16 protein-coding genes are annotated in these 26,671 nt (G+C 44.2%); 12 read left to right on the top strand and 4 right to left on the bottom strand.

Annotation, left to right across the window (positions count from 1 at the left end; all coding sequences use genetic code 11):
• Positions 1-30: 30 nt before the first annotated feature.
• Positions 31-8,883: an amino acid adenylation domain-containing protein gene (locus ACM0OZ_RS18695; protein WP_414584328.1), complete on the bottom strand. Its 8,853-nt coding sequence runs from the start codon at positions 8,881-8,883 to the stop codon at positions 31-33.
• Positions 8,884-9,831: 948 nt separating this feature from the next.
• Between ACM0OZ_RS18695 and ACM0OZ_RS18690 the strand changes: the two genes are divergently transcribed.
• The 5 genes from ACM0OZ_RS18690 to ACM0OZ_RS18670 all read left to right on the top strand — a co-directional run bounded on the left by ACM0OZ_RS18690 (position 9,832) and on the right by ACM0OZ_RS18670 (position 15,981).
• Complete coding sequence (locus ACM0OZ_RS18690) at positions 9,832-12,483, top strand: TonB-dependent siderophore receptor (protein ID WP_414584327.1); 2,652 nt, start codon at positions 9,832-9,834, stop codon at positions 12,481-12,483.
• Between the two features lie 29 nt (positions 12,484-12,512).
• The gene (locus tag ACM0OZ_RS18685) at positions 12,513-13,544 is read left to right on the top strand and encodes an ABC transporter substrate-binding protein (RefSeq protein ID WP_414584326.1); all 1,032 of its coding nucleotides are present in this window, start codon (positions 12,513-12,515) and stop codon (positions 13,542-13,544) included.
• A 41-nt stretch (positions 13,545-13,585) separates the two neighbouring features.
• Complete coding sequence (locus tag ACM0OZ_RS18680; protein WP_414584325.1) at positions 13,586-14,647, top strand: FecCD family ABC transporter permease; 1,062 nt, start codon at positions 13,586-13,588, stop codon at positions 14,645-14,647.
• Positions 14,644-15,414 carry an ABC transporter ATP-binding protein gene (locus ACM0OZ_RS18675; protein ID WP_414584324.1) on the top strand — a complete coding sequence of 257 codons (771 nt, stop codon included), beginning with the start codon at positions 14,644-14,646 and terminating at the stop codon, positions 15,412-15,414. Before ACM0OZ_RS18680 ends, ACM0OZ_RS18675 begins: the two co-directional genes overlap by 4 nt.
• A gap of 411 nt (positions 15,415-15,825) precedes the next feature.
• On the top strand, positions 15,826-15,981 hold the full coding sequence (locus ACM0OZ_RS18670; RefSeq protein WP_414584323.1) for a helix-turn-helix domain-containing protein: 156 nt from the start codon (positions 15,826-15,828) through the stop codon (positions 15,979-15,981).
• A gap of 162 nt (positions 15,982-16,143) precedes the next feature.
• On the opposite strand, the gene ACM0OZ_RS18665 is transcribed toward ACM0OZ_RS18670, so the two are convergent.
• Positions 16,144-16,611, bottom strand: a complete 468-nt coding sequence (locus ACM0OZ_RS18665) for a hypothetical protein (protein ID WP_414584322.1) — start codon at positions 16,609-16,611, stop codon at positions 16,144-16,146.
• Positions 16,612-17,501: 890 nt separating this feature from the next.
• Here ACM0OZ_RS18665 and ACM0OZ_RS18660 point away from each other — a divergent pair.
• Positions 17,502-18,095: an HPP family protein gene (locus ACM0OZ_RS18660; RefSeq protein ID WP_414584321.1), complete on the top strand. Its 594-nt coding sequence runs from the start codon at positions 17,502-17,504 to the stop codon at positions 18,093-18,095.
• A gap of 70 nt (positions 18,096-18,165) precedes the next feature.
• Here the strand turns inward: ACM0OZ_RS18660 and ACM0OZ_RS18655 are convergent, their stop codons facing one another.
• Positions 18,166-19,476: an aminopeptidase P N-terminal domain-containing protein gene (locus ACM0OZ_RS18655; protein ID WP_414584320.1), complete on the bottom strand. Its 1,311-nt coding sequence runs from the start codon at positions 19,474-19,476 to the stop codon at positions 18,166-18,168.
• Between the two features lie 305 nt (positions 19,477-19,781).
• On the opposite strand from ACM0OZ_RS18655, the gene ACM0OZ_RS18650 reads away from it, so the two are divergent.
• The 3 genes from ACM0OZ_RS18650 to ACM0OZ_RS18640 all read left to right on the top strand — a co-directional run bounded on the left by ACM0OZ_RS18650 (position 19,782) and on the right by ACM0OZ_RS18640 (position 22,633).
• Positions 19,782-20,324 (top strand): carboxymuconolactone decarboxylase family protein, encoded by a 543-nt coding sequence (locus ACM0OZ_RS18650; RefSeq protein WP_414584319.1) that lies wholly within the window; start codon positions 19,782-19,784, stop codon positions 20,322-20,324.
• Entirely contained in the window at positions 20,321-21,646 is a 1,326-nt protein-coding gene (locus ACM0OZ_RS18645) for an adenylate/guanylate cyclase domain-containing protein (protein WP_414584318.1), read from the top strand. Before ACM0OZ_RS18650 ends, ACM0OZ_RS18645 begins: the two co-directional genes overlap by 4 nt.
• A gap of 360 nt (positions 21,647-22,006) precedes the next feature.
• A complete protein-coding gene (locus tag ACM0OZ_RS18640; RefSeq protein ID WP_414584317.1) occupies positions 22,007-22,633 on the top strand; it encodes an SMI1/KNR4 family protein in 627 nt (208 codons plus the stop codon).
• Between the two features lie 86 nt (positions 22,634-22,719).
• Here ACM0OZ_RS18640 and ACM0OZ_RS18635 read toward each other — a convergent pair whose 3' ends face one another.
• On the bottom strand, positions 22,720-23,886 hold the full coding sequence (locus ACM0OZ_RS18635) for a M20/M25/M40 family metallo-hydrolase (protein ID WP_414584316.1): 1,167 nt from the start codon (positions 23,884-23,886) through the stop codon (positions 22,720-22,722).
• Positions 23,887-24,030: 144 nt separating this feature from the next.
• Between ACM0OZ_RS18635 and ACM0OZ_RS18630 the strand changes: the two genes are divergently transcribed.
• From ACM0OZ_RS18630 to ACM0OZ_RS18620, 3 genes are all read left to right on the top strand, one after another.
• Complete coding sequence (locus tag ACM0OZ_RS18630; protein WP_414584315.1) at positions 24,031-24,498, top strand: hypothetical protein; 468 nt, start codon at positions 24,031-24,033, stop codon at positions 24,496-24,498.
• A 117-nt stretch (positions 24,499-24,615) separates the two neighbouring features.
• Positions 24,616-25,836 (top strand): sulfite exporter TauE/SafE family protein, encoded by a 1,221-nt coding sequence (locus ACM0OZ_RS18625; protein WP_414584314.1) that lies wholly within the window; start codon positions 24,616-24,618, stop codon positions 25,834-25,836.
• Between the two features lie 136 nt (positions 25,837-25,972).
• Positions 25,973-26,569 (top strand): hypothetical protein, encoded by a 597-nt coding sequence (locus ACM0OZ_RS18620; RefSeq protein ID WP_414584313.1) that lies wholly within the window; start codon positions 25,973-25,975, stop codon positions 26,567-26,569.
• Positions 26,570-26,671: the final 102 nt, after the last annotated feature.

Below are 26,671 nucleotides of genomic sequence, written 5' to 3'. Positions count from 1 at the left end.
CTGGGGATTTCTACCTGTTGTTGTCTGGTTTTAGTTGTTCATCAACAGCTTGTTGAGTTCTTCTTGAGTTAACCCAGCTTCTGGAAAATCTGAAGGTGTGAAGCTTGGGGTTTCGGTGGACAAAAAATCAGTGATTGGCGATGCGGGCGATGCTCCGGAGGAGCCGCTGAGCGCAAAGCGCTCTCTTCGGGTACGCGATCGCTGTTGTTCCTGTGGAATTGGAATTGTCTCGATAACCGTTGTTAACTCTGCAATTGTTGGATATTCAAATAGCTGATTGGTACTGAATTTCAACCCCACTTCATAAGCTTTAGCCACAACCTGAATACTTTGAATCGAATCACCTCCCAACTCTAAAAAGTTGTCGTAAATGCCCACCTGCTGAATTCCCAAAACCTGACTCCAGATTGTGGCGATCGCCTCTTCTACGACTGTACGGGGTGCTACGTAGGTAGTTTGCTCTGCTGTGCTTTCTTCCTGCACCAGCATTTCTGGTTGGGATTTTACTTGCTCAGGTGCTGGCAAACGGCGGCGATCAACTTTGCCACTAGGAGTCAATGGCAATTCTTCTAAGACAACAAAGGTGGTAGGAATCATATACTCCGGTAACTTCTGCCGCAAGAAACTCCGCAATTCATTGGTTGCAGGTGCAGGTTTTTGCTGTAGCACTACGTAGGCAACTAAGCGTTTGCGACCTGACTCTTCTTCTCGAAGTGTGGCGATCGCTTGTTGAACAACAGGATGTTGGAGTAACAGTGCTTCTATCGCCGTTAGTTCAATACGATACCCCCTAAGCTTCACTTGATGGTCAATGCGCCCCAAGAACTCTATATTGCCGTCTGGAAGGTAACGCGCTAAATCCCCAGTCTTGTACAGGCGTGCGTTCGGTTCTTCGCTAAACGGATTGGGAATAAACTTTTGGGCAGTTAGCTCAGGTTGGTTAAGATAGCCCTTAGCCAGACCGAAACCACCAATATATAGTTCACCCGGTACACCAATTGGTACTGGTTGAAAGTGAGAATCGAGTAAATAAATCTGGGTGTTGGCAATTGGACGACCAATCGGAACAGAATTTTTCAAATCATGATTTTGACAATTGTATACACTGCTCCAAACTGTGGCTTCTGTTGGACCGTACTCATTAAATAAGGATGTATGAGGTAATAACTGACGTGTACGTTCCACTAACTCTGTGGAACAAGATTCCCCGGCAACAATGACAGTGTGCAACTCAACAAGTAGATCCGGGTCTATAGTAGCGAGTAGGGTGCTGTAGAGTGAAGGAACACTCAACCAGTGTGAAACCTGATGTTGGACAATTAGCTTGGTTAATTGCCAAATATCTTTTTGGAAACCCTCTTGGAACAGCACCAGTGTACCGCCTTGACACAATGTCCAAAATATGCAAGCAACTGAACTATCAAAAGCAAACGAGGGAATCAATAAGAAACTGGTAACGGGTTCTGGGTAATAAGCAATCCGCGCTCTTGTGGAGTGAACTAAGTTTTGCTGGGTAACGAGTACTCCCTTCGGTTGACCTGTGGAACCTGAGGTGTAGATGATGTAGGCTAGATTCTCTAATGTGCTTGTACTGCTGGGGTTTTCTGGACTCTCCTGTGCTATAGTGTGCCAATGTGAGTCTAGGCAGACAATTTGGGCGGAGTGTGTAGGTAAGTCTGCTACTAGCCGTGCCTGAGTCAGCAGGACTGGAACTTGAGCATCTTGCAGCATAAAAGCCAGGTTTTCTTTGGGATATGTTGGGTCTAAGGGTAAGTAAGCTCCTCCTGCCTTGAGAATTCCCAAAATTCCCACAATCATTTCCAAGGAACGCTCGACACAGAGAGCCACCGGCACATCGGAACTTACTCCTAGGCGCTGCAAGTAATGGGCAAGGGCATTAGCTCGACGGTTTAGCTGTTGGTAGGTGAGTTGCTCACCTGCAAAGACGATGGCGATCGCATCAGGATTTTGTGCTGCCATCGCCTCAAAGTATTGCTGGATACAGCTATATTGGGGATATTGGGTGACGGTATTATTCCACTCCACAAGCAACATCTGCCGTTGGCGATCGCCCAAAAGACATTGAGACTCGTAACGTGCAAACGGCTGTGTAGACATTGCTGTTAGCGTTTCTATAAAATAACTGCCAATAGTCTCTAACTGGGCATGGCTAATCTGTGTCAAGTCGCACTCTAAATCGAGTTGTATACAATCTGAGGCATGATTTCGATTAAACTCACAGCGCAACGTAAAATGAGTTTCACCAAAACCCCTCGCCCCCAAAATTTCCAAATCTTTGAAGCTTTGCAGACTCTCATAAACATGAAAGTGAGTGTAGTTAAAGACAGTTTCAACCAAGGGCTGGAGAGCCTGACGCCCGACAAGTTGGTGTAAATCTGCGTAGGGATAACGTCTAAAGGGTAACAACTCTCGTTCAGCTTCAAAAACTTGCCGCACCAACTCTAGCCAAGTTCCGCCCATCAACTTTAGACGCAAGGGAACTGTGTTCAAATGGATTCCCAGGGTTTTTTCTCCGTCAGCCTCTTCCAATCGACCGTTAGACTCAAGCCCTGTGAGGACATCGCTTTCACCACTTAGCAAACTCATCACCCTCACGTGTGCAGCTAGCAAAACATTTTTGAGGGGGACTTCTGCTCTACGTGCTAGTTTCTGCAATTTCTCGGAAAGCTCAGGGGAGATGGGAACATCTAAAAAGCCAATTTCCGGGGTATCTGTGGTGCGGTGAGTCACCGCCCAACGGGCTAGTTTGGTAGTGACGCAATCTGCTAATTTTTGCTTCCAAAAGTTTTGAGAATCAGGCGATCGCAACGTTGAGCGCTCTAAGGCGACAAAATCTCGATAAGCAATCGTTGGGGATGGTTCAATGGCATCATCTTTGCCATTAAGCAGGGCATAATAATGATGCAGCAATTCTGTCAGCAAACAAGCTTTGCTCCAGCCGTCAAGAATAGAAGTATGACAGCTAAAGGTGAGATAAAAAGACTGATCTGTGAGGCGGTGAATGAAAAAGCGAATAAATGGCGGGTAAGACCAGTCAAAATTTCGTCTTTTTTCAGCTTTGATCCAAGTGGAAAGCGCTTGTTGTTGTTGCTCTGGTGATAAATCGCGCAAGTCCTCGACTTGAAAGGGAGCAGTGACCTGTTGATGAACTAACTGTAGGGGTTCGCTAAAGTTGGTCAGATCAAATGATGTCCGCAGGATGGGATGGCGCTCCACAACCTGCTGTACGGCTTTTTGAAACAATTGAATGTTTAGACGAACTTGCAAATTGTACAGGAAAATGTCATGGTACATCGGCTCCTCTGGCATAGACTGAGTGTGAAAAATTACCCCAGCTTGAACCCTAGCCAAAGGATAAGCATCTTCTACGTGTTCGGGTAGCTTTTGCCGTTCTTCGTGGGAAATGAGGCTAAATGGCTCTGTTTTTCGAGTTAATAAACCACTGGGTTCGACAAAGGTAATTTCTTGTGCCAGAGATTCGATGGTCTGATGCTGGAAAATCTGCGCCAGGGAGAAGCTTAAACCTTTTGCAGTGGCTCTAGCTAGCACTTGGATGCTACGAATCGAATCCCCTCCCAACTCAAAAAAGTTGTCGTGAATGCCCACCTGTTCAATATCCAGCACTTCTGCCCACACTTGTGCCAATGTCTGCTCTTGTGGAGTGCGAGGTGCTACAAAAGCTTTTTCCAATTCAGGTCTGGCTTTACTAGGAACTGGTAGCGCAAACCGATCTACCTTACCATTCGGAGTCAAAGGAAGTGCATCCAGCATGACGAAAGCCGCAGGAACCATGTAATCGGGGAGCTGCTCCAAGAGAAAACGACGCAGTTCGGTAGTTGTAGGTGCTGGCTGATAACGGGTGACGCAATAAGCAACTAATTGCTGGTTGCTAGAGTCTGCCCCAGATGCAGCTAATTCTCCCTTGAGTAAGCGACGCAAACCAGTAATTGTTGATGAATTTTCTACGTCAATTAGTGGTGTAAACTCTCGCTTAAGTTCCCTCCTCTCAATTTCTCTTATCAAGACAACAACTTCCCGCAGTGCAGGGTGTTGACTCAGTACTGTTTCAATTTCTCCTAGCTCAATGCGGAACCCTCGCAATTTAACTTGATCGTCGAGTCGTCCCAGATACTCGATGTTGCCATCGCGTGAGATACGTGCCAAATCCCCAGTTTTGTACAGGCGGTCCCCAGGTTCATCGCTAAAGGGATTGGGAATAAATTTCAGAGCTGTTAATTCTGGTTGGTGGAGATAACCCCGCGCTAAACCCACACCGCCAATGTGTAGTTCCCCCGGTACGCCAACAGGCACTGGTTGCAAGTGAGTATCTAGCAGATAAATTTGCGTATTGGCAATGGGGCGACCAATAGGGACAGTGTGTTTACGGCTCTGGTGCTCACAAGCCCAATATGTGACATCAATAGCTGCTTCCGTTGGTCCGTATAAATTGTGGAGGTCTGCATCCAAAAGCGCAAAAAATCGTTCTTGTAGTTTAAAAGGTAGTGCTTCACCGCTGCACATTACCTGCCTCAAGCAGTGACAAGTTTCCACACCAAGTTCCTCAAGAAACACTTGCAACATGGAAGGAACAAAATGCAGTGTGGTGATCTGCTGCTCTTTTATGATCTGAACAAGGTAGACGCTGTCTTGATGACCTCCTGGTCGAGCTACCACTAAACGCGCTCCGGTAGTTAAAGGCAAGAAGAATTCCCAAATCGAGACATCAAAGCTAAAGGGTGTTTTTTGCAACACTCGGTCTACCGTTGTCAGTTGGTAAGTTTCCTGCATCCAAGAGAGACGATTGCAAATTCCTCTATGGGTGTTCATTACCCCCTTTGGTTTGCCAGTTGAGCCGGAGGTGTAAATCACATATGCGAGGTTATTAGTTGTAACCTGGCTAACTGGGTTGTCCACACTTTCACTAGCCCAAACCTCATTGTTTTTGTTCACAAAGACTACTTGCGCCCCATGCTCAGGTAAAGCTGCGAGGAATTTCTCTTGAGTCAACAACACTGAAACTTGGGCATCTTTGAGCATGAAAGCTAGACGTTCTTGAGGATAGCTGGGATCTAGAGGGACGTAGGCTCCTCCTGCTTTGAGAGTCGCTAAGATACTCACCACCATTTCTATAGAACGCTCTAAATAAATACCAACCAACACCTCTGGTTCTACTCCCAAGGCTTGCAGATAGTGTGCTAACTGGTTTGCTCGTTGATTCAATTGTGCGTAGGTGAGTTGTTCTGTTTCAAATATCACCGCCACTGCATCTGGTGTCTGCTCTACCTGAGCCTCAAATTGTAGATGGAGACAAGGTGCATTAGCATAATCTACTTGGGTAGCATTCCACTCTACCAATAATTGTTGCCGTTCTAATTCGGTGAGGAGTGGTAGAAGTGAGACGTGCTGCTGTGAGTCAGCGACGATACCTTCTAATAAGGTCTGAAAATGACCAGCCATCCGCGCAATAGTGGCAGCATCGAATAGGTCTGTGTTGTATTGCCAAGAAACAGATAATGTTTCATCCACAAGAGCCATCATCAACGTGAGGTCGAACTGAGCAATTCGCTGTTCGAGGGCTAGGGACTCTAGCTCTAGTTCCCCTAGTTTTATCCTTGCTCCTGTTTCCCCTAAGGCAAAAGCTGCCAAACCTTCCTCATTAAGGAGGTGCGCTTTCTGCAAGACAAACATCACTTGAAAGAGTGGCGAACGACTGGAGTCTCGCACTGGTTGTAGTTGTTCAACCAGTCGTGCGAAGGGGTAGTCCTGGTGATCAAAAGCATCCAGTACACAGGAACGTACTTGAGCGAGAAACTCATCAAAGGTAGGATTTCCTGATAGATCGGCTCGCAAAACTACCGGATTGACGAAGTAGCCTACTAGTCCTGCCACATCAGTTCGACTTCTGCCTGTTGTGGGAGAACCCACTAGTAGGTCTTCTTGACCTGTGTAGCGGTAAAGCAGCAGTTGAAAGGCTGCTAGCATTGTCATGTAGAGAGTCACTCCACGTTTGCGGCTGAAGTCTTGTAGCTCTTGAGTGAGTTCTGCACTCAGCTTGCACCCCAAGGAAGCCCCTTGATAGGTTTGAATGGCGGGACGCGGACGGTCAGTTGGCAAATTTAACACAGGTAACTCTCCTGCCAACTGCTTCTGCCAGTAGCCCCACAGCCTCTGACCTTCTGGACTCGCTAGTATTTTCGCCTGATCCCGCACATAGTCGGTGTACTGCCAGACCAAAGGAGGGAGGGTGACGGGTGTATTATTCTTTTCTGCCTGGTACAGTGTTCCTAACTCATCCACCAGCACGGTAAGGCTCCAGAAGTCTGCTACGATATGGTGGACAACAAGTAGAAGAATGTGTTCCTGGGGTGAGCGGGTGAACAGACTCACGCGCATGAGGGGACTTTGCTCAAGATTGAAGGAACGGTACGCTTCTTCAAGCAGGCGATCGCTCAAAAATTCCTCATCCCATGTTGCTGCATCTTCCTGTTGAAAGCAAACCTCTGTATGCTTATGGACTTGCTGCATCGGTTGTCCGTTGGCATTTGCGAAAGTCGTGCCAAGAGTTGTATGGCGTTCTACTAAACTCTGAAATGCTTGATGCAATGCGGGAATATCAAGTTCGCCACGAATACGCACAGCATTAGCAATGTTGTAAGCAGGACTCTCTGGTGCTAGTTGGTGTAAAAAGTACAGAGCCTGTTGACCGTAGGAAAGGGGATATTCAGTGACAGCTTTAATAGCCTCGGCTGGAGCGCTTTTTGGGGTAGAAGAAACATCTGTTAACTGGGCAAGTAATGCGGTTGTTAGTTGGTTAATGCTGGAACTCCCCAGAAAGCTAGTCATCGGCAAGACCACACCCAAGTTAGTTTCAATGGTGTGCTGGAGTGCGATCGCCATTAAAGAATCGAGTCCCAGAGTGTTTAAGGGTTGCTGTGGGTTGACTTGGAAAGTCCCTAGTTTGAGAACCTGAGCAACTTGCTGCTGAAGATAAAACGTTAGCTGTAACTGACGCTCTTGTGGTTCTAATGCCAGAACTGCTGCATGAGTGAGGCTGGCTGTACTGACTGTAGTATGAGATTCTTCTAAAATGCTGCTGGCTATACTCTCTAACCTTCTTGCCAAAAAACTAGTCCGACAAGCATAGCGCTGAATTTTGCCACTAGAAGTTTTGGGGATACTACCTGGTTTGAGCAGCAACAGTGCATAAACTTGCAGTTCATGTTCTTCTACTACAGCTTGACGAATAGCTGCAATAACTTCCTCAGTTGCCAAATTCCGCAGGAAATCGCGCTTAACTTCTTGGGCAATCATTAATCTCTCTTCGCCAGCAACATCAATGGCAAAGGCTGCACCACTAGGTTGAAGGGCTGGGTGGCTTTGCGCTACTGTCCATTCAATGTCTTGCGGGTAATGGTTGCGACCTCGGATAATGATCAAATCCTTCAGACGACCTGTGACAAATAGCTCTCCCTCGTGCAAAAAACCTAAGTCTCCAGTACGCAGAAAAGGCCCGTCTTGAGTATCTTTTAGGTAGGCTCGGAATGTGTACTCAGTTTGCTCTGGCTGATTCCAGTAGCCTTGGGTGACGCTTGGTCCTGCAACCCAAATTTCACCTACTTTATTAGGCTGGCAACGAGTTAAAGTCTCAGGATTAACTATGGCTATCTTTAAATCTTGTAAGGCTTGACCACAACCGACTAAAGTCTGTACGCCAGACGCCTCTTGACTGGCTGGAACGACTTGATTTTGCAGCAGTGCTGCTGACTGAACTGGCTGTAATACTGGTGGAAGTAGTTTGCTGCCACCTGTGACAATCAGCGTTGTTTCCGCCATCCCGTAACAAGGATACAAAGCCTCGCGGCGAAAGCCACACTCGGCAAAGGTGGTGCTAAACTGCTCCAGAGTAGCTGCACGAATAGGTTCAGCACCGTTAAAGGCGATTTCCCAACTACTCAAATCCAGGTTGGTTCGTTGTTCGGGTGTAATTTTGCGAACACACAGGTCATAAGCAAAATTGGGTCCGCCGCTAGTTGTTGCTTTATACCGGGAAATTGCCTGTAGCCAGCGAACAGGTTTTTGCAGAAATGCCACAGGAGACATGAGAATGCAAGGTATTCCCAAGTACAAGGGCTGGAGTAAATTTCCCACCAAACCCATATCATGAAACAGGGGCAACCAACCCACGAAAAGAGTGTTTTCTGTGTGTTGCATTGCTTGCTTAATCAAAAGTTCATTATGCAGCAAGTTTCCATGACTCACCATCACCCCTTTAGGTGTACCTGTAGAGCCTGATGTGTACTGGAGAAGCGCCAGCGTGTCGCTATTTATAGATGGCTGCTGCCATTGCTGTCCTAAGTCGCCAGCAATCATATTGTCGGTAGCCAGCAACCGCAAAGTTTGTAAGTTCGGATACTGGGCAAATTGTCGTTCGATGTTGGACAAGACAGTTGTGGTGGTAAGAACCATTGCTGCTTGTGCATCTGCTACAACAGCCTGGAGTCGGGATAAGGATTGGTTAGGTCGCGGCGGATAAGCGGGGACTGCAATGATCCCAGCATACAGGCATCCAAAAAATGCAACAATGAATTCCAAGCCAGGTGGGTAGAGCAGTAGTCCACGCTCTCCATTTTTCACTCCACAACTTTGAAGTTGAACAGCAATGCTTTGAGCTTGGCGATCAAGTTCCCCATAAGTGAGATGAGAGCCTTCAACCTCTCCATCAATCAGAAAAGAATAGGCTTTCTGCTGAGGTTGCTTTTGCGCTCTCCAACGCAGAAGTTCGATCAACGTGGAGAACTTAACTGGTAGCTCGAAAAAGTGTTTGCCCATTTGTACACCTACTGATGGTGGAGTAAAGGTCATCCATGACTAAGACTCTTCAGTTGCGCTCTGCTCGAAGTTTAAAATTCATTTTCAACTGTCTCAAAACCTCCCACCATACGTATATGCGTACTTTGTGGTTAGCCGCTCCCTGTCTGGGTACTGGGAGTACAGACGCCCTCTATGGGCGTCTCTACGGACTGGGAAAACATTCCAAAATATGTCTAGGTCTTTATTGCCCCGGACATAATTTTCGTCTTGATTACCCAATCCCCAATCCCTTTTACGTTGATAACTGAAATTTTTGAGACAACACAAAAGAGATTTTCTATTTAAGGATGATGAAAACCTATTTTTGGGTGACAAAGATATTAGAAATATTCCAAGTAACGAAAATTTTTGGCATTCCTTATGTTGCCGTTATTGTTAATGATGAGCATTGATATTATTATTTGGTAGAAAAAACTGCAAAAGCAGATATGGAAACTTTTTTAGCTTTTCAGAAATTCTGTTATTAACCATATTACAGATTTTTTGTGTTTAGCAACTCAATATAAAAAAACATTATCAAAAAGAAACAATGTTTTTTTTTAATTTATATAAACACAGTATGACTGATAACGACCTAAATGGACGCCAGGAAAAACTCAAGCCTGAGAAAACTCAACAGAAAATATCGCTTTTTACTAACACTTATTCAAAGTAACGCTAAGTTTGACATCCTGTCTTTTGACATAAATAGCTCCCTCATTCATAATATCTAGAGCTTTTCTGCAACTCGAAGATCATTGATACACAAGCACAGTCTTCGCTCAATCGTCAATTGATTGAGCATGGGGAACTTGAAGCCGATGTGTGTCAATTGTGAATAAATTCATAAACTGTAATTTTCAAGACTCCAGAAAGTTTTTGCCAATCCCCACAGCAGAAAAAACCTATTTTTTCTCCAATGTTGTGGGTGCAATCTGCCATTTATGTGTGAGGAAGTAGGTGAAACAACGGAAATTATCCTTTTGGATGTGGGTGTATGCGACTGTATCAGTCTTAGTTGCTTCAGAGGCGCGTGCTGATGTTGTGAAAGTGACTGCTGTGCCACTTAAACAACAGGCAACAAAAGCAAAAATACCCATCACAGACATTCCCCAACTTCGTGATATTCCGCGTCCTTACACTAGTGTCAAGGACTGGCTAGCGCAGGAAAATCAGCAGAATCAGGTTATACAAGTGACAGAGGTGCGCCTGAACGCAACTGCTAGCGGTGTGGAAGTCATATTACAAACTCCGATATCAGATAAACTACAAACCACAATCAAAAGTGAGGGGAACACCTTTACCGCTATAATTCGTAACGCTCAACTACGTTTACCATCAGGCAATGCCTTCCGCTCTGAAAAACCTGCTGTTGGAATTACTGAAATCACAGTGACGAATCAGGATACAAATAGTATCCTGGTGACGGTGATTGGTGAGGTGGCTGTGCCTACTGTTGAGCTGTTTGACAGCGATCAAGGTCTGATTTTCGGCGTAAAACCAGCTGCACCCTCTACACAGCAACCGCAGCAACCGCAAAAGCCACAGACGGATCAGCCAAGTAGTCAAACACCGCCAACTCAACCATCGGCTTCTGATAAAGAACCGATTGAACTAGTTGTGACGGGTGAACAAGAAGGATACAGTGTACCTGATGCCACAACTGCAACGCGGCTCAATGTACCATTACGTGATATTCCCCAATCGATTCAAGTCATTCCGCGTCAGGTGATTGAAGACCGGAATGTTGTGCGTCTTTCGGAATTGGCAGATAACGTTAGTGGCGTACAACCAGAACGGGGATATGGGGGATTGTCTTCATTAGGGTTTCGAGTGCGTGGGTTTCTCACCAATTTTGAGACTTTACGCAATGGCTTTCCAGATTACGGTTACTTTAGTCCGCGAGATGTAGCCAATATTGAGAGGTTGGAAATTCTCAAAGGTCCGGCGGCGGTGCTTTATGGCGGTAGTCCAACACAGTATGCAGGTGGAAGTGCCGTTATTAACACAACTACGAAAAAGCCGCTTGCACAACCATACTACAATCTAAACTTTACTTATGGAAGTTACAATTTTCTGCGACCCACTCTAGATTTTAGTGGACCGCTGACAGACAATAAATCAGTTCTGTATCGTTTGAACGTTGCCTATGAACAAGCTGATAGTTTCCGTGATTTTGTAGAGTATGACAGCTTTTTTATCTCGCCTGTGGTAGAGGTGAATATAAGCGATCGCACCAAACTCACCTTAGAATACGAACACCAAAAATACAACTATGTTTTTGATAATGGTTTTCCCATTGAGCCAGAGGTTCTGCAACTTCCGCGCAGTCGGTTTTTAGGAGAACCTAACTTTGCCGATGGTGAAGTGACACTTAACTCGTTTACGTATAACTTTGAACACCAATTTAGCAACAACTGGAAATTCCGCCAAGGATTTAATTTTCTCAATGCTAATTTGAACGATGCAAAGCAGGTATCTCCTGGTTCTTTGCGAGATGACCGCCGGACATTAGACCGTTTTTTCTATGCTTCCGATGAAGAACACGAAAATATCACCCTCCAAAATGAAATCTCTGGCAAATTTTCTACTGGTTTTATTCGCCATAATGTGCTATTTGGGGTAGATTTAGCCCGAAATTTATTTAACTACATTATTGCTCCCGATTTGGAACTACCAATAGATATTTTTAACCCACAATATGGTGGAACTCCTATACCTGTGGAAGGTGCTTCTCCCTTTGGTCGAAAAATCGTCTCCGAGAATATCGGCATTTTTGTACAGGATTTTATTGAACTTCTGCCGAGTGTCAAACTGTTGTTGGGTGGTCGTTTAGACTTTAATGACTACAGCACTGAAGACCGTGTGCGTGGAGAGATACTCAACGAGCAATCAAAGACTCGTTTTTCGCCACGAGTGGGGATTGTGTATCAGCCGAGTGATACCACTTCGCTCTACTTCAATTGGTCAAATGGTTTTTCTCCCCAATTTCAGGCGCGGAGTCGGACAGAGGAAGAATTTGAGCCGCAAACGACTGAGCAATTTGAGGTGGGGGTTAAACAGAATTTTCTCGACGATAAGCTTTCTGCAACTTTGGCATTCTTTCAAATTACCAAGCAGAATGTACTGACACCAGACCCAGTAGACTCCAGATTCAGTACCCAAACAGGAGAACAACGCAGCCGAGGTATTGAATTAGATATTGCAGGCGAAATATTACCAGGTTGGAAAGTGATTGCCAACTATGCTTACATTGATGCCAAAGTGACGAAAGACAATGTGATTCCTGTAGGAGACAGATTATTTGGTGTCCCAGAACATAGCGCTGGATTGTGGACAACTTATGAACTGCAACGTGGTAGTTTGCAGGGGTTAGGATTTGGTGTTGGGGTATATTTTGTCGGTGAGCAAGAAGTAGATTTACCGAATCCTACATTTAAACTCCCAAGTTACGTGCGATCTGATGCTACGATCTTCTATCGGCGGCAAAATTATCGATTTGCGATCAACTTAAAGAATATTTCTAACATCAAGTATTATGAGGTTGATGGGTACAGTATCGACCCTGCGCCACCGTTTACGGTGTTGGGAACAGCGTCAATTGAGTTTTGATTCCCGAAGCATTCAAACGAGAGTTGTGTGTGAGTAAATTACGACGTTACCGTATCTCGATAAGTAAACCCTTTGTGGCAGTCTTAGCAGTGTTGATGCTGGGAATGGTTTCAGGGTGTGAAACAAATGTTGTTAAATCAACTGATACTGCCTCTCAAGCAGCAAAATACACACCAGTTACACTTAAGAACTGTGACCTGACGATTACCTACAAACAACCACCACAACGCGCTGTCACGATGATGCAATCTGCAACGGAGGTCATGCTGGCGCTGGGTTTAGAAAAGCACATGGTCGGTACAGCTTACCTGGATAATCCGATTTTGCCAGAGTATCAACAGGCATATTCCAAAATTCCAGTTTTAGCGCAGAAATACCCGTCACAGGAAGTTTTTTTGGGGGTGGAACCAGATTTTGTGTTCTCCACTGAGGAAAGTGCTTTTGCCAAAGAAGCACTTGGGTCACGGGAAGAGTTGCTCAAATTAGGTATTTCCTCTTATTTACTGCCCATTGAATGCGATCGCTCAGAACTTAGACCATCACGTGTCACGATGGAGAATTTATATCAGGAAATACAGGAGATTGGGCGGATTTTTGGAGTAGAAGAAAGGGCAGAAAAGTTAATTGCTCAACTGCAAGAACAATTGCAAGAAACTCAGCAAAAGCTAGCAAAGGTGACAAACCGCAAGCGCATCTTCTGGTATGACTCGGAAAACCCTCCTGTGACTGCTTCTAGCTGGGGAATGCCCAATCATATTATTGAACTAGCAGGTGGAGAAAATATCTTCAAAGATATCCAGAAAAAAGAAGCATGGGTGAAAGTTAATTGGGAAGATGTCGTTGCACGTCAACCCGATGTGATTGTTCTCATCGATGCTAGCTGGTCACCAGCCCAGGAGAAGCGGCGGTTGCTTAAATCTAACCCTGCTTACTCGCAGCTCAAAGCAGTGCAACAAGATAAATTCGTTGTTTTAGGCTTCAGCTACACGATGCCAGGAATTAGGAATGTCGCAGGGGTGAGACAATTAGCAGAGGCTTTGTACCCAGAGAGGTTTGAGTGATCGACACGAGACGCAGGGATGGAAACAGCAACTACTAACTCATGATTAATCCAACACCAAAGCACCTGAAAAAAAACAAGGAGCAACGCTACAAACTGCTAATGGTGGCAATGGTTGTGATGTTGTTGATTTCTATGACATTGGCGGTGATGATTGGACCTGTGCCTATTTCCCCTTTGAGGGTATGGCAGATAGCTTTATCCCAAATGTTTCCAAAGGTAACAGGAGACTGGACGCAAGCACAAGTTCAAATTGTCTGGCTGATTCGCTTTCCGCGTGTGCTGTTGGCTTTTTTTGTGGGTGCTGGGCTATCAGTGGTAGGTGTCACTATGCAAGCACTGGTGCGAAATCCCCTGGCTGACCCCTTTATTCTCGGTATTTCCTCTGGTGCATCCGTAGGTGCTGTTTTAGCAATCCTGTTCGGTGTGTTCTCATTTTTTGGTGTGTATGCACTCTCGGTTGGGGCTTTTCTTGGGGCGCTGTTGGCATTCTTTGTTGTTTTCTTTTTAGCACAACGGCAAGGACGCATCTCAGCTACTCGGTTAGTCTTGGCTGGGGTCGCGATGTCTTATTTATTTTCTGCGGTGACGAGTTTCTTGACCATCAAAAGTGGGACAGGGGAAGCCGCACGACGGGTATTATTTTGGTTGTTAGGTGGGCTATCAGGTACAAAGTGGACTGATTTAACCTTACCGATGATTGCATTATTACTAGGGTTAGGATATTTGTTATTGCAAGCGCGATCGCTGAATGCACTCCTCATTGGTGAAGAAACAGCTCGGACTTTGGGAACTGACACCGATAATTTCCGCAAGCAGTTATTTTTAGTGACATCGCTGTTAACAGGTGTAATAGTTGCTGTCAGTGGTGTTATTGGCTTCGTTGGGCTAATGATTCCTCACAGCGTCCGTTTCCTCATCGGTTCAGACCATCGCCGCGTGTTACCTGTGAGTTTGCTACTGGGGGGAATTTTCCTGATTTGGGCAGATGTATTGGCACGGACTTTGGTTGCTCCAGAAGAAATTCCTGTCGGTATAATCACGGCACTGTTTGGTGCTCCCTTTTTCATCTGGTTGATGCAAGGTCAAGGGGGTGGGCGATGAATTTAGAGGTGAAACACCTATCCTGGAGTATTGAGGGAAAACAGATTTTACATGACATCAATTTGGAAGTTTCGCCAGGGGAGTTTGTTGGACTGATTGGTCCTAATGGCAGTGGTAAGTCAACTTTACTCAGATGTATTTATCGTGTCCTCAAACCAGATACTGGGGTGATTACCCTCAATGGTAAGAATATCTGGCACTTGAGTTCCCGTGAAATGGCAACTGCTACCGCAGTTGTTTTGCAGGAAACGTCTACTGAATTTGACTTTACTGTTGAAGAGATAGTGTTGATGGGGCGTAATCCCCATCAAGGGTTATTTGACCGCGAAACAGAACTAGACCGCTCCTTAGTCTTTGATGCTATGAAGCAGGTGGGAATGGATGGCTTTGCAGAACGTAGTTTTGCTTCCCTTTCTGGTGGAGAAAAACAGCGGGTGTTGATTGCACGAGCGATCGCCCAACAAGCAGGCTTTTTGATTCTCGATGAGCCAACAAATCACCTCGATATTCGCTACCAGTTAGAACTCTTAGAACTCGTAAAGCGGCTAGGTATAACAACCCTCGCTGCCTTACATGATTTGAACCTTGCAGCTACTTACTGCGATCGCATCTACGTTCTCAAGGGGGGAACCATAGCCGCCTCAGGAAAGCCGGAATCGCTACTGCAACCGATGCTTATCTATGATGTATTTGGGGTGGGGTCTGTTGTGGAACAGGACTCGTGCACAGGTAAGTTGCGTATCAGCTTTTTTCTGAAAGACACTTAAGAAATGCTTGGATGTCCTAGGTCACTACTCACATCCTTGCTAGAGCGATCGCAGTCATACTTTAACAGTGAACAGTACCAGCCGCAGTTATGAGTTAAATACGAGTGGTCGCGCGTCCCCCACCATACGCCTGACTGACTGATAACTGATAACTGATAACTGATAACTGATTTAAATGGGTTGTTTTGTCTTTCTCTACTAACGCTATTAGTGATACTACTGTATTATGTCTACTAACGCAATTGGTGAAATCGGTGATGAATTTAATGATTATTGACAAAAGCTTAATTGCGTCTATTCGATGGAATAAAGAACTAGGTTTAAAGCTAAAATACTTGCGTGGCAACGAGTCCATGCAATCTTTTGCGAAACGGGCTAGCTGTGCTTATCAATTGATTCAGCATTTAGAACGTGGAGAATATCCGCAAAACAAGTGGAAGAAATTCGCCGCCTACTATCTCTTTGGAAAAACTAGAAGCTATATGCCAAGCGCTTTCTATCACTGTCGAGGATTTTTTGGGATGTCCGTTGGTGAAAATGCCCCAAAAAATTAGAGAAACCGCTTGATTATTACTATTTACGTTAGTAATATGAGACATAACAAAAGACGACCGCTTGCCCTAAGAAAGTTTGCGATTGCCCTTGTTAACCACTTGTTACTCCCCACCGCTACCGCGTCATCAGTTTGTGAGTGTCAAATAATCTGTTACTCGACAAGAAGACAACTCCTTACTGCCCTACAGATGAAGTTGGAGAATTCAATTTAATTGCCTGTGGTGTTTCTCGTACCTCCCACTGGCACCGTTTTTCATTCGGTTGGTTGTAATTAATCGCCATTGTAAAACTGCGGGATTGGACGCTGTTGTTGCGGAAATTTACAACAGCCTTAATATAGTTTCCTCCTGCAAGCCCCGTCCATTGCAACGCATTACCCGAAGACTGATCGGGAACCAAGCGCACTTTATACCTCACCCACTCTGGAGAGTCACCAGGACGGACAAACAGCAAATCATCAACAATGTCTGCTGTCCGTTCCAGCAAATCGGCGGAGATAAAGCTACAACTGTTAGGAGTGTCTCCTTTAACTAACGCTAAGTAGGGACGGTCAAACGAAGACTCTGCTTGTTGGGATTGAACTCTCTGGTTAGAGAACAGGATTAAGGTAATAGGAAGTATCAAGAAAACAGCTTTTCTCATAGTTCAAAATCTAACTAAATGTGGGGTAGGGAGTAGCAGAGTTTGCTTTCAAGTAATCTCTGCTTCATTCAGTTACAGATGAAAAAATTCATGCACCAGAAATTGTGGTGTTGTTCTAGCTTTTACAGATTCGTCAAAGCCTCAACTTGGCTCCCCTTGCAATAACAAGGGAAGGGCGATGAGAAAGACTACCTTGAATTTCAACGTGCTACTTTACCTGTTGCAAATATTTATTAGGGCAGCCTATTCCTAACAGCCTAAATGATGCTGTTTTATTAAACGTGTACCATAGGAACAAGTTGACCTGCTCTACAGACAGAGTTCTAATCAAGTCAATCTGTAGTCTTCAATACATCTTGTTTTTGATTTTACAAGCATGAACAATAGACTATCCGTGGTTTGTTGCATCACGCCTACAACTATGCCAGCAATGCAGAACAATTGAATTATTTAACTAATTTGGCGTAATTCCCAACCGCTCTATAGCCTGATGTGTTTTATATATAAGGATTTGGTATACTTTATATAAGTTATTTATATAGATTTTAAGTTTTATTTACAGGCTTTAGAGGATATTCTAAAAACTATATGTCATTAATTCATGACATTTGTGAGGTTGCTAAATTTTTTCAATTTGCACGCGATTAATGTATGTGAATTTTGTACTAGTAGAAACGCTGATTGGTGGGGTAGATGTACCAATGGAATAGCAGGTTAGAAACCTACGTTGTAGATTTAGCCTGTTTACAAATTTGAGGTATTTCTTTGTCCACTGAAGTTGTCATTGCTTCCCTTGTTCATTTGTAAATTTGAGGGTTGGCTAGGACACAGTATTATGCAGGCATTTTTCCCAACTTGATGCCTGTTTGTTTTGATTGCTATGGAGAATTATGAAAGGCTATTTACCTAAAGGGCGAATTCATTACACCTATCTATCCAGATTGAATTATAAAAACGTTCAGTTGAAATGCAAGAATTACTGGTTCAAGATACGCGGGACTAAGCGTTCAGTTCCTCTAGATAAACCCCATCACAGACATATCTTTTGGAGTTGGTTCGGTAGTTTTTTGGGAATATCAGCAACGGCTTACCTCTCGGTGAAAATGAATTCTCCTCTGCTGATGGCTCCCTTTGGTGCCACGAGCGTATTGATCTTTGGTGTACCTGACAGTCCCTTGGCTCAACCGCGTAATGTAATTGGCGGTAATTTCGTGGCTGCTTTAGTGAGCCTGACTATTCTACATCTTTTTGGTTCGGAACCCTGGGCGATGGGAATGGCAGTGGCGACAGCGATTGGGATGATGCAGCTTACTGGAACTTTGCATCCCCCTTCGGGAGCAGTTGCATTAGTTGTGATGATGACGAAAGCACCCTGGCAATTTCTACTAACTCCTGCACTTGAAGGTTCTATTATTCTGGTACTTTGCGCTGTAGTTTTCAATAATCTTGCACACGAGAGAACTTATCCCAAGTACTGGCTTTGACCTCATCAGAACGAATCTCTATCAGAGATTGAAACTCCTCTCAAAGGGTGGGCATTACCCACCCTACAATTTATCTTTCCAAGTCCGCGACTTCCTTAGGCACACCAGCAGTCAACACTTCATGACCTGTCGCTGTCACCAAAACATCATCCTCAATCCGAATCCCAATACCAACCCAACGCGGGTCTGTCTGTGGCTGGTCTTCAGCGAGCTTGGTATCTGGCACAATATAAAGTCCCGGTTCTACAGTTAGCACTTGACCTGGTTGTAGAATCTGCGGTTTATCTTCACCGTGCTGATACACACCCACATCATGAACATCTAAACCTAGCCAATGACCAGTACGGTGCATATAATATGGCTTGTATTTCTCTTCCTCAATGAGCTTGTCAATTTCACCCTTGAGGATGCCAAGTTCGACTAAGCCTTCTGTGAGGACGCGGACGGCAGTATCATGAATGAGTTTGTAGGGATTGCCTGGTTGCACTTGGGCTATGGCTTGCTTTTGTGCTTCCAAAACAAGCTCGTACAGCGTCTTTTGTTCTGGCGTAAATTTACCTCCCACTGGCCAGGTACGCGTGATATCAGAGTTGTAGTAACCATAAGCACAACCAGCATCAATCAGCAGCAATTCTTTGTCCTGTATTTGCCGATTGTTTTCAATGTAATGCAGAACACACGCATTCACTCCAGAAGCCACAATTGAGGGGTAAGCTGGTCCATTCGCACCCCGGAGGCGAAAGATATGTTCGATTTCTGCTTGAATTTCGTACTCGTAACGTCCGGGTTGCGTAAACTCCATTGCGTGATTGTGTGCTTCAACTGCAATATCAGCAGCTTTGCGCATCAACTCCAATTCTGATTGACTTTTAATGAGTCTCATGCTATGTAGAATAGGACCCGTATCTTCAATGGCAATTGGTCCTGTACCCCGCTTGGGATAAGTCCGCATCAAACGCTGCCAAAGGTTGAGGATTTTGTCGTTGAAAGTGCGATCGCGTCCCAGATGATAGTAAATGCGATCGGCTTTTTCCAAATACTGGGGCAACTTTTCATCTAGTTCGGTAATCGGGTAAGCTTCGTCTGCACCATACACTTGTTTTGCCGCTTCTACCCCACAGCGATAACCACTCCAGACTTCCTGCTCCCTATCCTTAGGTTGTACAAACAGCACAAACCGATGTTCTGGGTGTGATGGTGCTAAAACTGCTACTGCTTGCGCTTCGTTAAACCCTGTCAAATAGTAGAAATCGCTATCTTGGCGAAAAGCGTATTCGACATCGTTGTGCATCACCGCTGTTGGCGCACTGCGAAAGATTGCAGTACCATTCCCAATTTTTGACATCAATTGCTCACGGCGCTGCCGATATTCTGCCTGCATAATTCTTTGCGTGTTTTTTTATTACCTATTCTCTCAAAAGTATAGATTTCTGAGTAAAATCTGCGCTTCTTGAAATCAAAAATCATTATTACTATACTTTTGATAGATTTTCTCTGATAAGATAAAAAGGATGATTATGGTTATTTTACCAATCAACCAAATCCGACAAGAAGTTATACTATCTACTGACGGGGTCTCTACCTAAGTATTATTTCTCTATCAAAACATATAGCTTGTACTAATTCGTACAAGTTTGTTTGAGTTGAGCGGCTCAAACATGTTCCCTAGTCAGGCTAGAGATGACAATGGCTAAATTTCCTATAATTGAATACGGGCAACTGACTGATACCAAGGTCAAAACGATATATCAAGAAATCCAGGTTGAACTTGGGTTTGGTATAGTACCAAATCTATTTAAATCAATGGCAATCAATCCTGATGTGCTGGAAGCGAACTGGAAGAAATTTCGCGCTACAGTTCTAAAAGGAGATGTTCCACGCACACTCAAGGAAATGCTGGGAATTGCCATTTCCCAGGCACATCGCAGTGATTATGCATTGAATGTCCACTTGCATGGATTATCATCCTTGGGGATGAGTGAGGAAGTTTTAAAAACCTTGGTGTCAGATTTTGCAGCCTGTCCGCTTCCTCAGCGTGAAAAAGCAGTGATCAGCTTTGGCTTGAAAGCGGCTACTGAACCCCATGAACTGACGAGTAAAGATTACCAACACCTGTATAACCTAGGTTTGGACGATTCTGAAATATTTGAGATTGTTGCCACAGCAGACTTATTTACGAGTATAAATCGATATACTGACGCGATTGGGCTCGAAATTGATACATTATGACTTTTATCCCTGCCTTTATTGGTAGTAGGCTGGACGAACAGGATTATCAACAACTGTTGGTTCTTTCCCGTCGCCTGCTTGCTGAGGCGCAAGCGCTTTCCAGTCGTATTGCTGCTGTTAATGAAATTGCGATCGCAATGAATCGTTCGCTGAAGCTAGATGAGATTTTGCAGGTAGTGGGCAAACAAGCAAAATGGTTGTTAGACTTCGAGCATTGTAGTGTTTGCCTATGCAACACTAACAATTCTTGGCGTGTAGTGAGGCTGTTTGGTCCTACTGTCGAATTTGACTTTTTTGATCTGACAAACATGGGTGCAGTTGGTATAAGCCTGAAAACAGGTCAAGTTCAACTCATTCAGGAAAATTCTGCAAGCGGTTTTCTTAGCCAGTATCAATCGCAGGTAATCATTCCTTTAGAAAGCGATCATCAGGTGATTGGTACTATCAACTTTGCCACAAGAGCACCAAACATCTACACTCAAGAAGATGTACGGATTGGCTATTTACTAGCCGTGCAATTATCAGCAGCCATTCGTAATGCTCAACGTTTTGAAGAGTTAAATCGGTTGTATCTTCAATTAGAAGAAGAAAAACGCAAGACTGACCAATTGCTTTTAAATATACTACCAACAGATATTGCTTCTGAACTCAAGCAAAGTGGTACAGTTCAGCCCGTTTATTATGAATGTGCCTCTGTTCTGTTTACAGACTTCAGGAATTTTACCAAGTTATCAGAACAGCTGACCCCACAAGAACTGGTTGATGAACTCGATTACTGTTTTTCTTGCTTTGACCAGTTTATAGAAGCACATAATTTGGAAAAATTGAAAACAATTGGTGACAGTTATATGTGTGCTGGAGGAATTCCTACTTCTAACAAAACCCATGCCATTGATGCTGTACTCGCTGCTATCAACATTCGCACCTTTATGGAATGGCGCAAAAAAGAGAAGCAGCTTTTGAACCAACCATACTGGGACATTCGTATTGGTATCCACTCAGGACCATTATTAGCAGGTGTGATTGGACACAAAAAGTTTGCTTACGATGTTTGGGGCGACACTGTTAACACCGCTTCCGGGATGGAATCGTCTGGTGTTTCTGGAAGCATTAATATTTCCCAAGCAACTTATGAGTTAATTAAAGATTTTTTTGCTGTTCAATATCGAGGAAAAATTACTGCTAAAAATAAGGGTAAAATCGATATGTATCTTGTGGATGGTATTAAAGATAGCCTGGCTTTAGATCCAACTGGTCTATTACCAAATCAAGAATTTAATCAACTGTATTTTGCTATCCAATCAGGTGCAAAAACACTATAAGTCAACGTACTTGAGAACTGGAGGATATCTTTTTCAAAAATCCTCTAAAACATCAATATGAAAAATTACTCGTAACTCATATATTCTGTAGAACCCAAAAATTATTAATGCAAATTAAATATAATTTGAAAATTCTGTTGCTTGTATGAGTTAGAATGTTTGTAAGAGTTTCTCCAATTGTACTGTCAATTACAGCTATTTTCAGCTAATTGAACCACAGATTTTTGTAGGGGCACAGGCTAGCCTTTGCCCCTACCCGTGGTTTATTTACTTGAAAACTGCTGTAAAGTGAACAAGTTGCAGTAAGCTATAATCGCGCAAATAGCCCCTACTTACAAGCTACTTTGTGGTGATGAAGATATGAAAGAGATTCTAAATAGAATTGAAACATGGTTTAATGAGCATCTGCCAAAAATGTTGGCAGACTTGAACCCTGGAGCTACTGAAAGCGAAATTGAGTATGCCGAAAATAGAATAGGAGTGCAGCTACCAATTTCATTTAGAGAATTTTATAAGTGGCATAATGGTCAGAAGGGTAATAGTACCGGACTTTTTTACGGTTTTTCATTTCTTTCTTTGGAGGGAATATTTGAGCAATGGAAATGTTGGTCAGACATAATTGATGATGATGACACAATAAATGAGGAAATTGGCGGTAGATCTCATATACCCGGAAAAGTAAAAGAAATGTATATAAATAAAAAGTGGATTCCATTTACTTACGATGGGAGTGGAAACCACTTAGGTATAGATTTCGATCCAGGAGAGAAGGGTACAGTAGGGCAAGTTATAAATTTTGGGACTGATGAGGACGTTAAATTTGTTTTAGCAGATGATTTTCAGACATTTCTAAATTGGTGGATGACTCAGCTTGAATCAGGAAACTATAGAGTTGATAACGAAGGCTGGGGGAGTTTTGAGACTATGGAACCTGAGACAAAACATTACCTTGATTATTTGAAAATTATTTATCAAGGACATCTTTGATGTGCTTCATTCTTGTTTATCGCAGGTGTTAGATGTCGATAGAAGTTACCATATTGCTATATATTAATACAGAAACCCAACCATCTTCAAGATGATTCTGACGAGGTTGATGGTGAGCTACCCAAGCCATCGCTGTTTTCTAACAATGCATTAGTCGTATTTACAACAAGCTGCGCCGCTCCTGTTAAAAAGTTGCGATCGAGAGTTGCTGGTACATCGCTCGGTTGGTGGTAGTGAGGAGTCCGTAAATTTGCGGTATCCGTTACCAGCACTGCACCGACTCCTTGATACCAAAATGGAGCGTGATCACTGCGTAGAGTATCAGGTGTTAATAAACCTTTGAGGGGGATTGGCAGTGTTAACACAGGTGGGATTGATTCAATTGTACCCTTGCTACTCTCCTTATTAAAAGAAATTGGAGGAAGCATCTGTGAATTTTGAAAAGCATGAAGCAGTGGCAAATGTTCCGTATCACCCACCACCGCCAAAAAATCACCTTTATCACTGGGTGGAGTCACTGGTAAACCGGTGGGGTATTTCTGACAACCAGGAGTGTGACAAGCATAACCCACCATATCCATGACAATCACGCCTTCCAGGTTTTCTAGATGTTTCTTGTTTGTCACAAAAGCTTTACTACCTAAAAGCCCTGCTTCCTCCTTGTCAAAAAACGCGAGTTGCAATGTTCTAGGAGTGGGACGCGAACCAAGATGTCGGGCAATTTCCAGCACCACAGCCACACCACTAGCATTGTCATCTGCACCAGGAGAGATATAAACACTGTCGTAATGAGCTCCGACTAGAATTGCTCCTGCATTTTTATCTGTCCCCGGTTTTTCGGCAAAGATGTTGACACCATCTTCAAACTTCTCTAACTGAGGTTTCCAGCCGAATTTTTTCAGTTCGGTTGTGATGTAAGCGCGAGTCCGCGATCGCTCGGCTGGGGTATGGCGTGTAAAATTTAACCTTTGAACATGGGCAAAAAGCTGCTCACCAGAAACTTGTAAGGAAGTAGGGATAGGAGGACGCAAAGACGTGGGGAAATTTTTTGTCTCCGTATCTTTGCCTCTGGTTGTCTTTACATTCCCTTTTGATGTGTTTGCGTCTTGATTTGCAGTGAGGGAATTGTCAACTCTAATACTGTAAATGACTGACTCCCCATGCTGCTTAACAAACACGCTCGTGACAACTACAGCAACTGTTGTCAGCAGTAACAAAAGTACCAGCCAAAACCGTTTTTTCACATCTCTCATCAAAATCCCCTCATCTGGTTATCCCCTTGTCACCTTCGTGTATTCCTGACATAGGATAGCGCAAACGCCAAGTTTGACACCGTGTCTTTTGACAGAACAAGTCACTTGATATAAAGTTCCCATGAAACTTTCAAACTTAGAGCAATGCTCCAAAGACTTTTCTTCGCATCTACTGCATTAATTTGCTTGACAGTACTGGGGAACATGACAATAGCCCGAGGTGATACTCCACATACTAATGGGACAAGTCATCATCATAAGACAATGGAAATTGCTCCTGGTCAACCTGTACCCTCAGTTAACTTAGTTGTGCATCCAGATACTAAGAAAGGATGGAATTTGGAGGTAAAAGTTACTAACTTTAGCTTCGCACTCCTAAGTGTCAATACAGCCGCTAAACCTGGAGAAGGTCACGCTCATCTTTATGTCAATGGACAAAAAATTGCCAGATTGTATGGGAATTGGTACTATCTAGAAGATTTGCCACCTGGTAAAAACCGGATTACTGTTAGTTTAAATAGTAACAGTCATGAAGGTTTAGTTTCTAACGGAAAAGCCATTCAAGATACAACAATTATAGAAGTTCCTACAAAAAGTACTCAGAAATATTAGAGATAATTAAGTCAAAAAAGCATCATTATAAGAAAAAGCATAGTATTTTTAATGAGTTATATTCATTATTAATTTTTTCTTCTTAATTGTTGTCATTTATTTAATTTTTAATGACTGATGCTACATTTGTTGCTCATCATGGCTCTGGGGTTCTTAGGAAGTTTTGGACATTGCTTTGGGATGTGTGGACCTTTGGCGGTGGCGTTTTCCCTGTCTCATAAGCAGGATTCCCATTGGCGACAGCAATTGCAGTTTCACGCACTCCTGAACTTGGGGCGAATGTTAAGCTATGTTCTCGTGGGTGCTGGTATTGGGGCATTGGGTTCAGTGTTGCTTGCCAGTGGACAAATGGCGGGAATTGGTAGCCAATTACGCCAATGGATAGCAATTATGACTGGCGTTCTGCTGATTTGGTTTGGCATTGGACAAATAAAACCCGACTTTCTGCCTCAAATTCCATTACTACACCCTCTGGTGCAAGCTCGTCTACACAACTCTCTCAGTCAGGGAATGATAAAGCTTTCTCTACAAAACAGGTGGTGGACACCAGCGCTTTTGGGTATGACTTGGGGTTTAATGCCCTGTGGTTTTTTGTATGCTGCCCAAATTAAAGCTGCGGAAACTGGCAATTCGTGGATGGGTGCTGCAACAATGCTGGCTTTTGGCTTAGGAACTCTGCCTACAATGTTAGGTGTAGGAGTGTCTACATCGTTGGTCAGTAAAGACAGGCGCAGTCAATTGTTTCGCTTGGGTGGTTGGGTCACTCTCACCATCGGCGTGCTAACGCTGCTGCGGACTGGTGACACAATGGTAGATTACACTGGGCACGCTGCGTTAATCTGTTTAATCCTGGCGCTTGTTGCTCGCCCCATCAGCAGCTTGTGGACAGCACCTTTGCGTTACCGTCGTGCGTTGGGAGTAGGCGCTTTTGTGCTGTCTTGTGCTCACACCACTCATATGATGGAACATTCCCTGCAATGGAATTTTGCAGCTTTCTTTTTCTTACCGCCAGAGTATCAGTTGGGCATGGCTTTGGGTGCTGTAGCACTGGTATTAATGACTCCCGCAGCCCTCACCAGTTTTGATTCCTTGCAGAAGTCATTGGGCAAGCGCTGGCGATTCATTCATCTATTCAGCGTACCCGCTTTGCTGTTAAGCTCCATTCATGCTGTGATTATTGGCTCCCACTACTTAGGTTCTTTTCAATCTGGCTGGGGAAATAAATTAGCAGCAGTGCTTCTGGGATTTGTGACTTCGCTTGTGTTGCTGGTGCGTTGGCGCTTTTTTTGGTCAATGTTATCTTTACAGAAATTTTATGTTCCCCCAAAAAAGACGTAACCCCACCCCTAACCCCTCCCCGCAAGCGAGGAGGGGAAAAAGTACTCCCCCCTCTTTCCACCCCTCCCCGCAAGCGAGAAGGGGAAAAAGTACTCCCCCCTCTCTGCTTGCCCAGAGGGGGGTTAGGGGGGTGAGGTTGTTTCAATCGATAATATTACTAGGAATTTTAGTAATATTCACAACAAACACTCCTGTCGCCTCTGCCCATAAAGTAACCACTGCAGCAGATGTCGGTGCGACTTTACATCTAGAACCAAATGATAACCCCCGTGCTGGGGAAGCGACAAAAACTTGGTTTGCCCTGACTCGTAAAGGTGGAAAAGCTATCGCTTTGGCAGAGTGTAATTGTCAATTAGTTGTTTACGCTGAACCTCACTCACCTAAGGAACCACCACTCCTTGAACCACCCTTACAACCTGTTGCTGCTGAACGGTATCAAGGCATACCTGGTACTGAAATTACCTTTCCCAGACCAGGAGCTTATCAGCTACAGCTGAGTGGCAAACCAAAAGACGGAAGGAGTTTTCAGCCATTTGAGTTAAAGTTTGCGGTGACTGTAGCAGCTGGTTCAGTGTCAACAGAATTACCAGTAAATGTACAAAATGTCAATCAAAATCTAGAAAACGTAACAGAGGGGCAAACACAGGGAATACCACTTTGGGCGATCGCCCTCTCAGGTCTTTTAGCAGTGGGTGTGTTCTTCGGGGTATTGCGAATGGTCAAGAGGAGATGAGGGAGATGAGGGAGATGGGGGAGATGGGGGAGATGAGGGAGAAATTACCTCCTCATCCTCCTCATCCTCCTCATCCTCCTCATCCTCCTCATCCTCCTCATC

This window comes from Scytonema sp. PCC 10023 (genome assembly GCF_963920835.1).
GTDB lineage: Bacteria > Cyanobacteriota > Cyanobacteriia > Cyanobacteriales > Nostocaceae > Kalymmatonema.
The sequence above is the reverse complement of the archived record's forward strand: the minus strand, read 5'-3'. Positions and strand labels throughout refer to the sequence as shown.

What these genes read in the sequence shown, in the direction of transcription:
- ACM0OZ_RS18645 (WP_414584318.1), top strand. Translation starts at nt 20,321, where the DNA reads ATGACTTTTATCCCTGCCTTTATTGGTAGTAGGCTGGACGAACAGGAT.
- ACM0OZ_RS18660 (WP_414584321.1), top strand. Translation starts at nt 17,502, where the DNA reads ATGAAAGGCTATTTACCTAAAGGGCGAATTCATTACACCTATCTATCC.
- ACM0OZ_RS18625 (WP_414584314.1), top strand. Translation starts at nt 24,616, where the DNA reads ATGCTACATTTGTTGCTCATCATGGCTCTGGGGTTCTTAGGAAGTTTT.
- ACM0OZ_RS18635 (WP_414584316.1), bottom strand. Translation starts at nt 23,886, where the DNA reads ATGAGAGATGTGAAAAAACGGTTTTGGCTGGTACTTTTGTTACTGCTG.
- ACM0OZ_RS18650 (WP_414584319.1), top strand. Translation starts at nt 19,782, where the DNA reads ATGGCTAAATTTCCTATAATTGAATACGGGCAACTGACTGATACCAAG.
- ACM0OZ_RS18630 (WP_414584315.1), top strand. Translation starts at nt 24,031, where the DNA reads ATGCTCCAAAGACTTTTCTTCGCATCTACTGCATTAATTTGCTTGACA.
- ACM0OZ_RS18665 (WP_414584322.1), bottom strand. Translation starts at nt 16,611, where the DNA reads ATGAGAAAAGCTGTTTTCTTGATACTTCCTATTACCTTAATCCTGTTC.
- ACM0OZ_RS18675 (WP_414584324.1), top strand. Translation starts at nt 14,644, where the DNA reads ATGAATTTAGAGGTGAAACACCTATCCTGGAGTATTGAGGGAAAACAG.
- ACM0OZ_RS18655 (WP_414584320.1), bottom strand. Translation starts at nt 19,476, where the DNA reads ATGCAGGCAGAATATCGGCAGCGCCGTGAGCAATTGATGTCAAAAATT.
- ACM0OZ_RS18695 (WP_414584328.1), bottom strand. Translation starts at nt 8,883, where the DNA reads ATGACCTTTACTCCACCATCAGTAGGTGTACAAATGGGCAAACACTTT.
- ACM0OZ_RS18680 (WP_414584325.1), top strand. Translation starts at nt 13,586, where the DNA reads ATGATTAATCCAACACCAAAGCACCTGAAAAAAAACAAGGAGCAACGC.
- ACM0OZ_RS18640 (WP_414584317.1), top strand. Translation starts at nt 22,007, where the DNA reads ATGAAAGAGATTCTAAATAGAATTGAAACATGGTTTAATGAGCATCTG.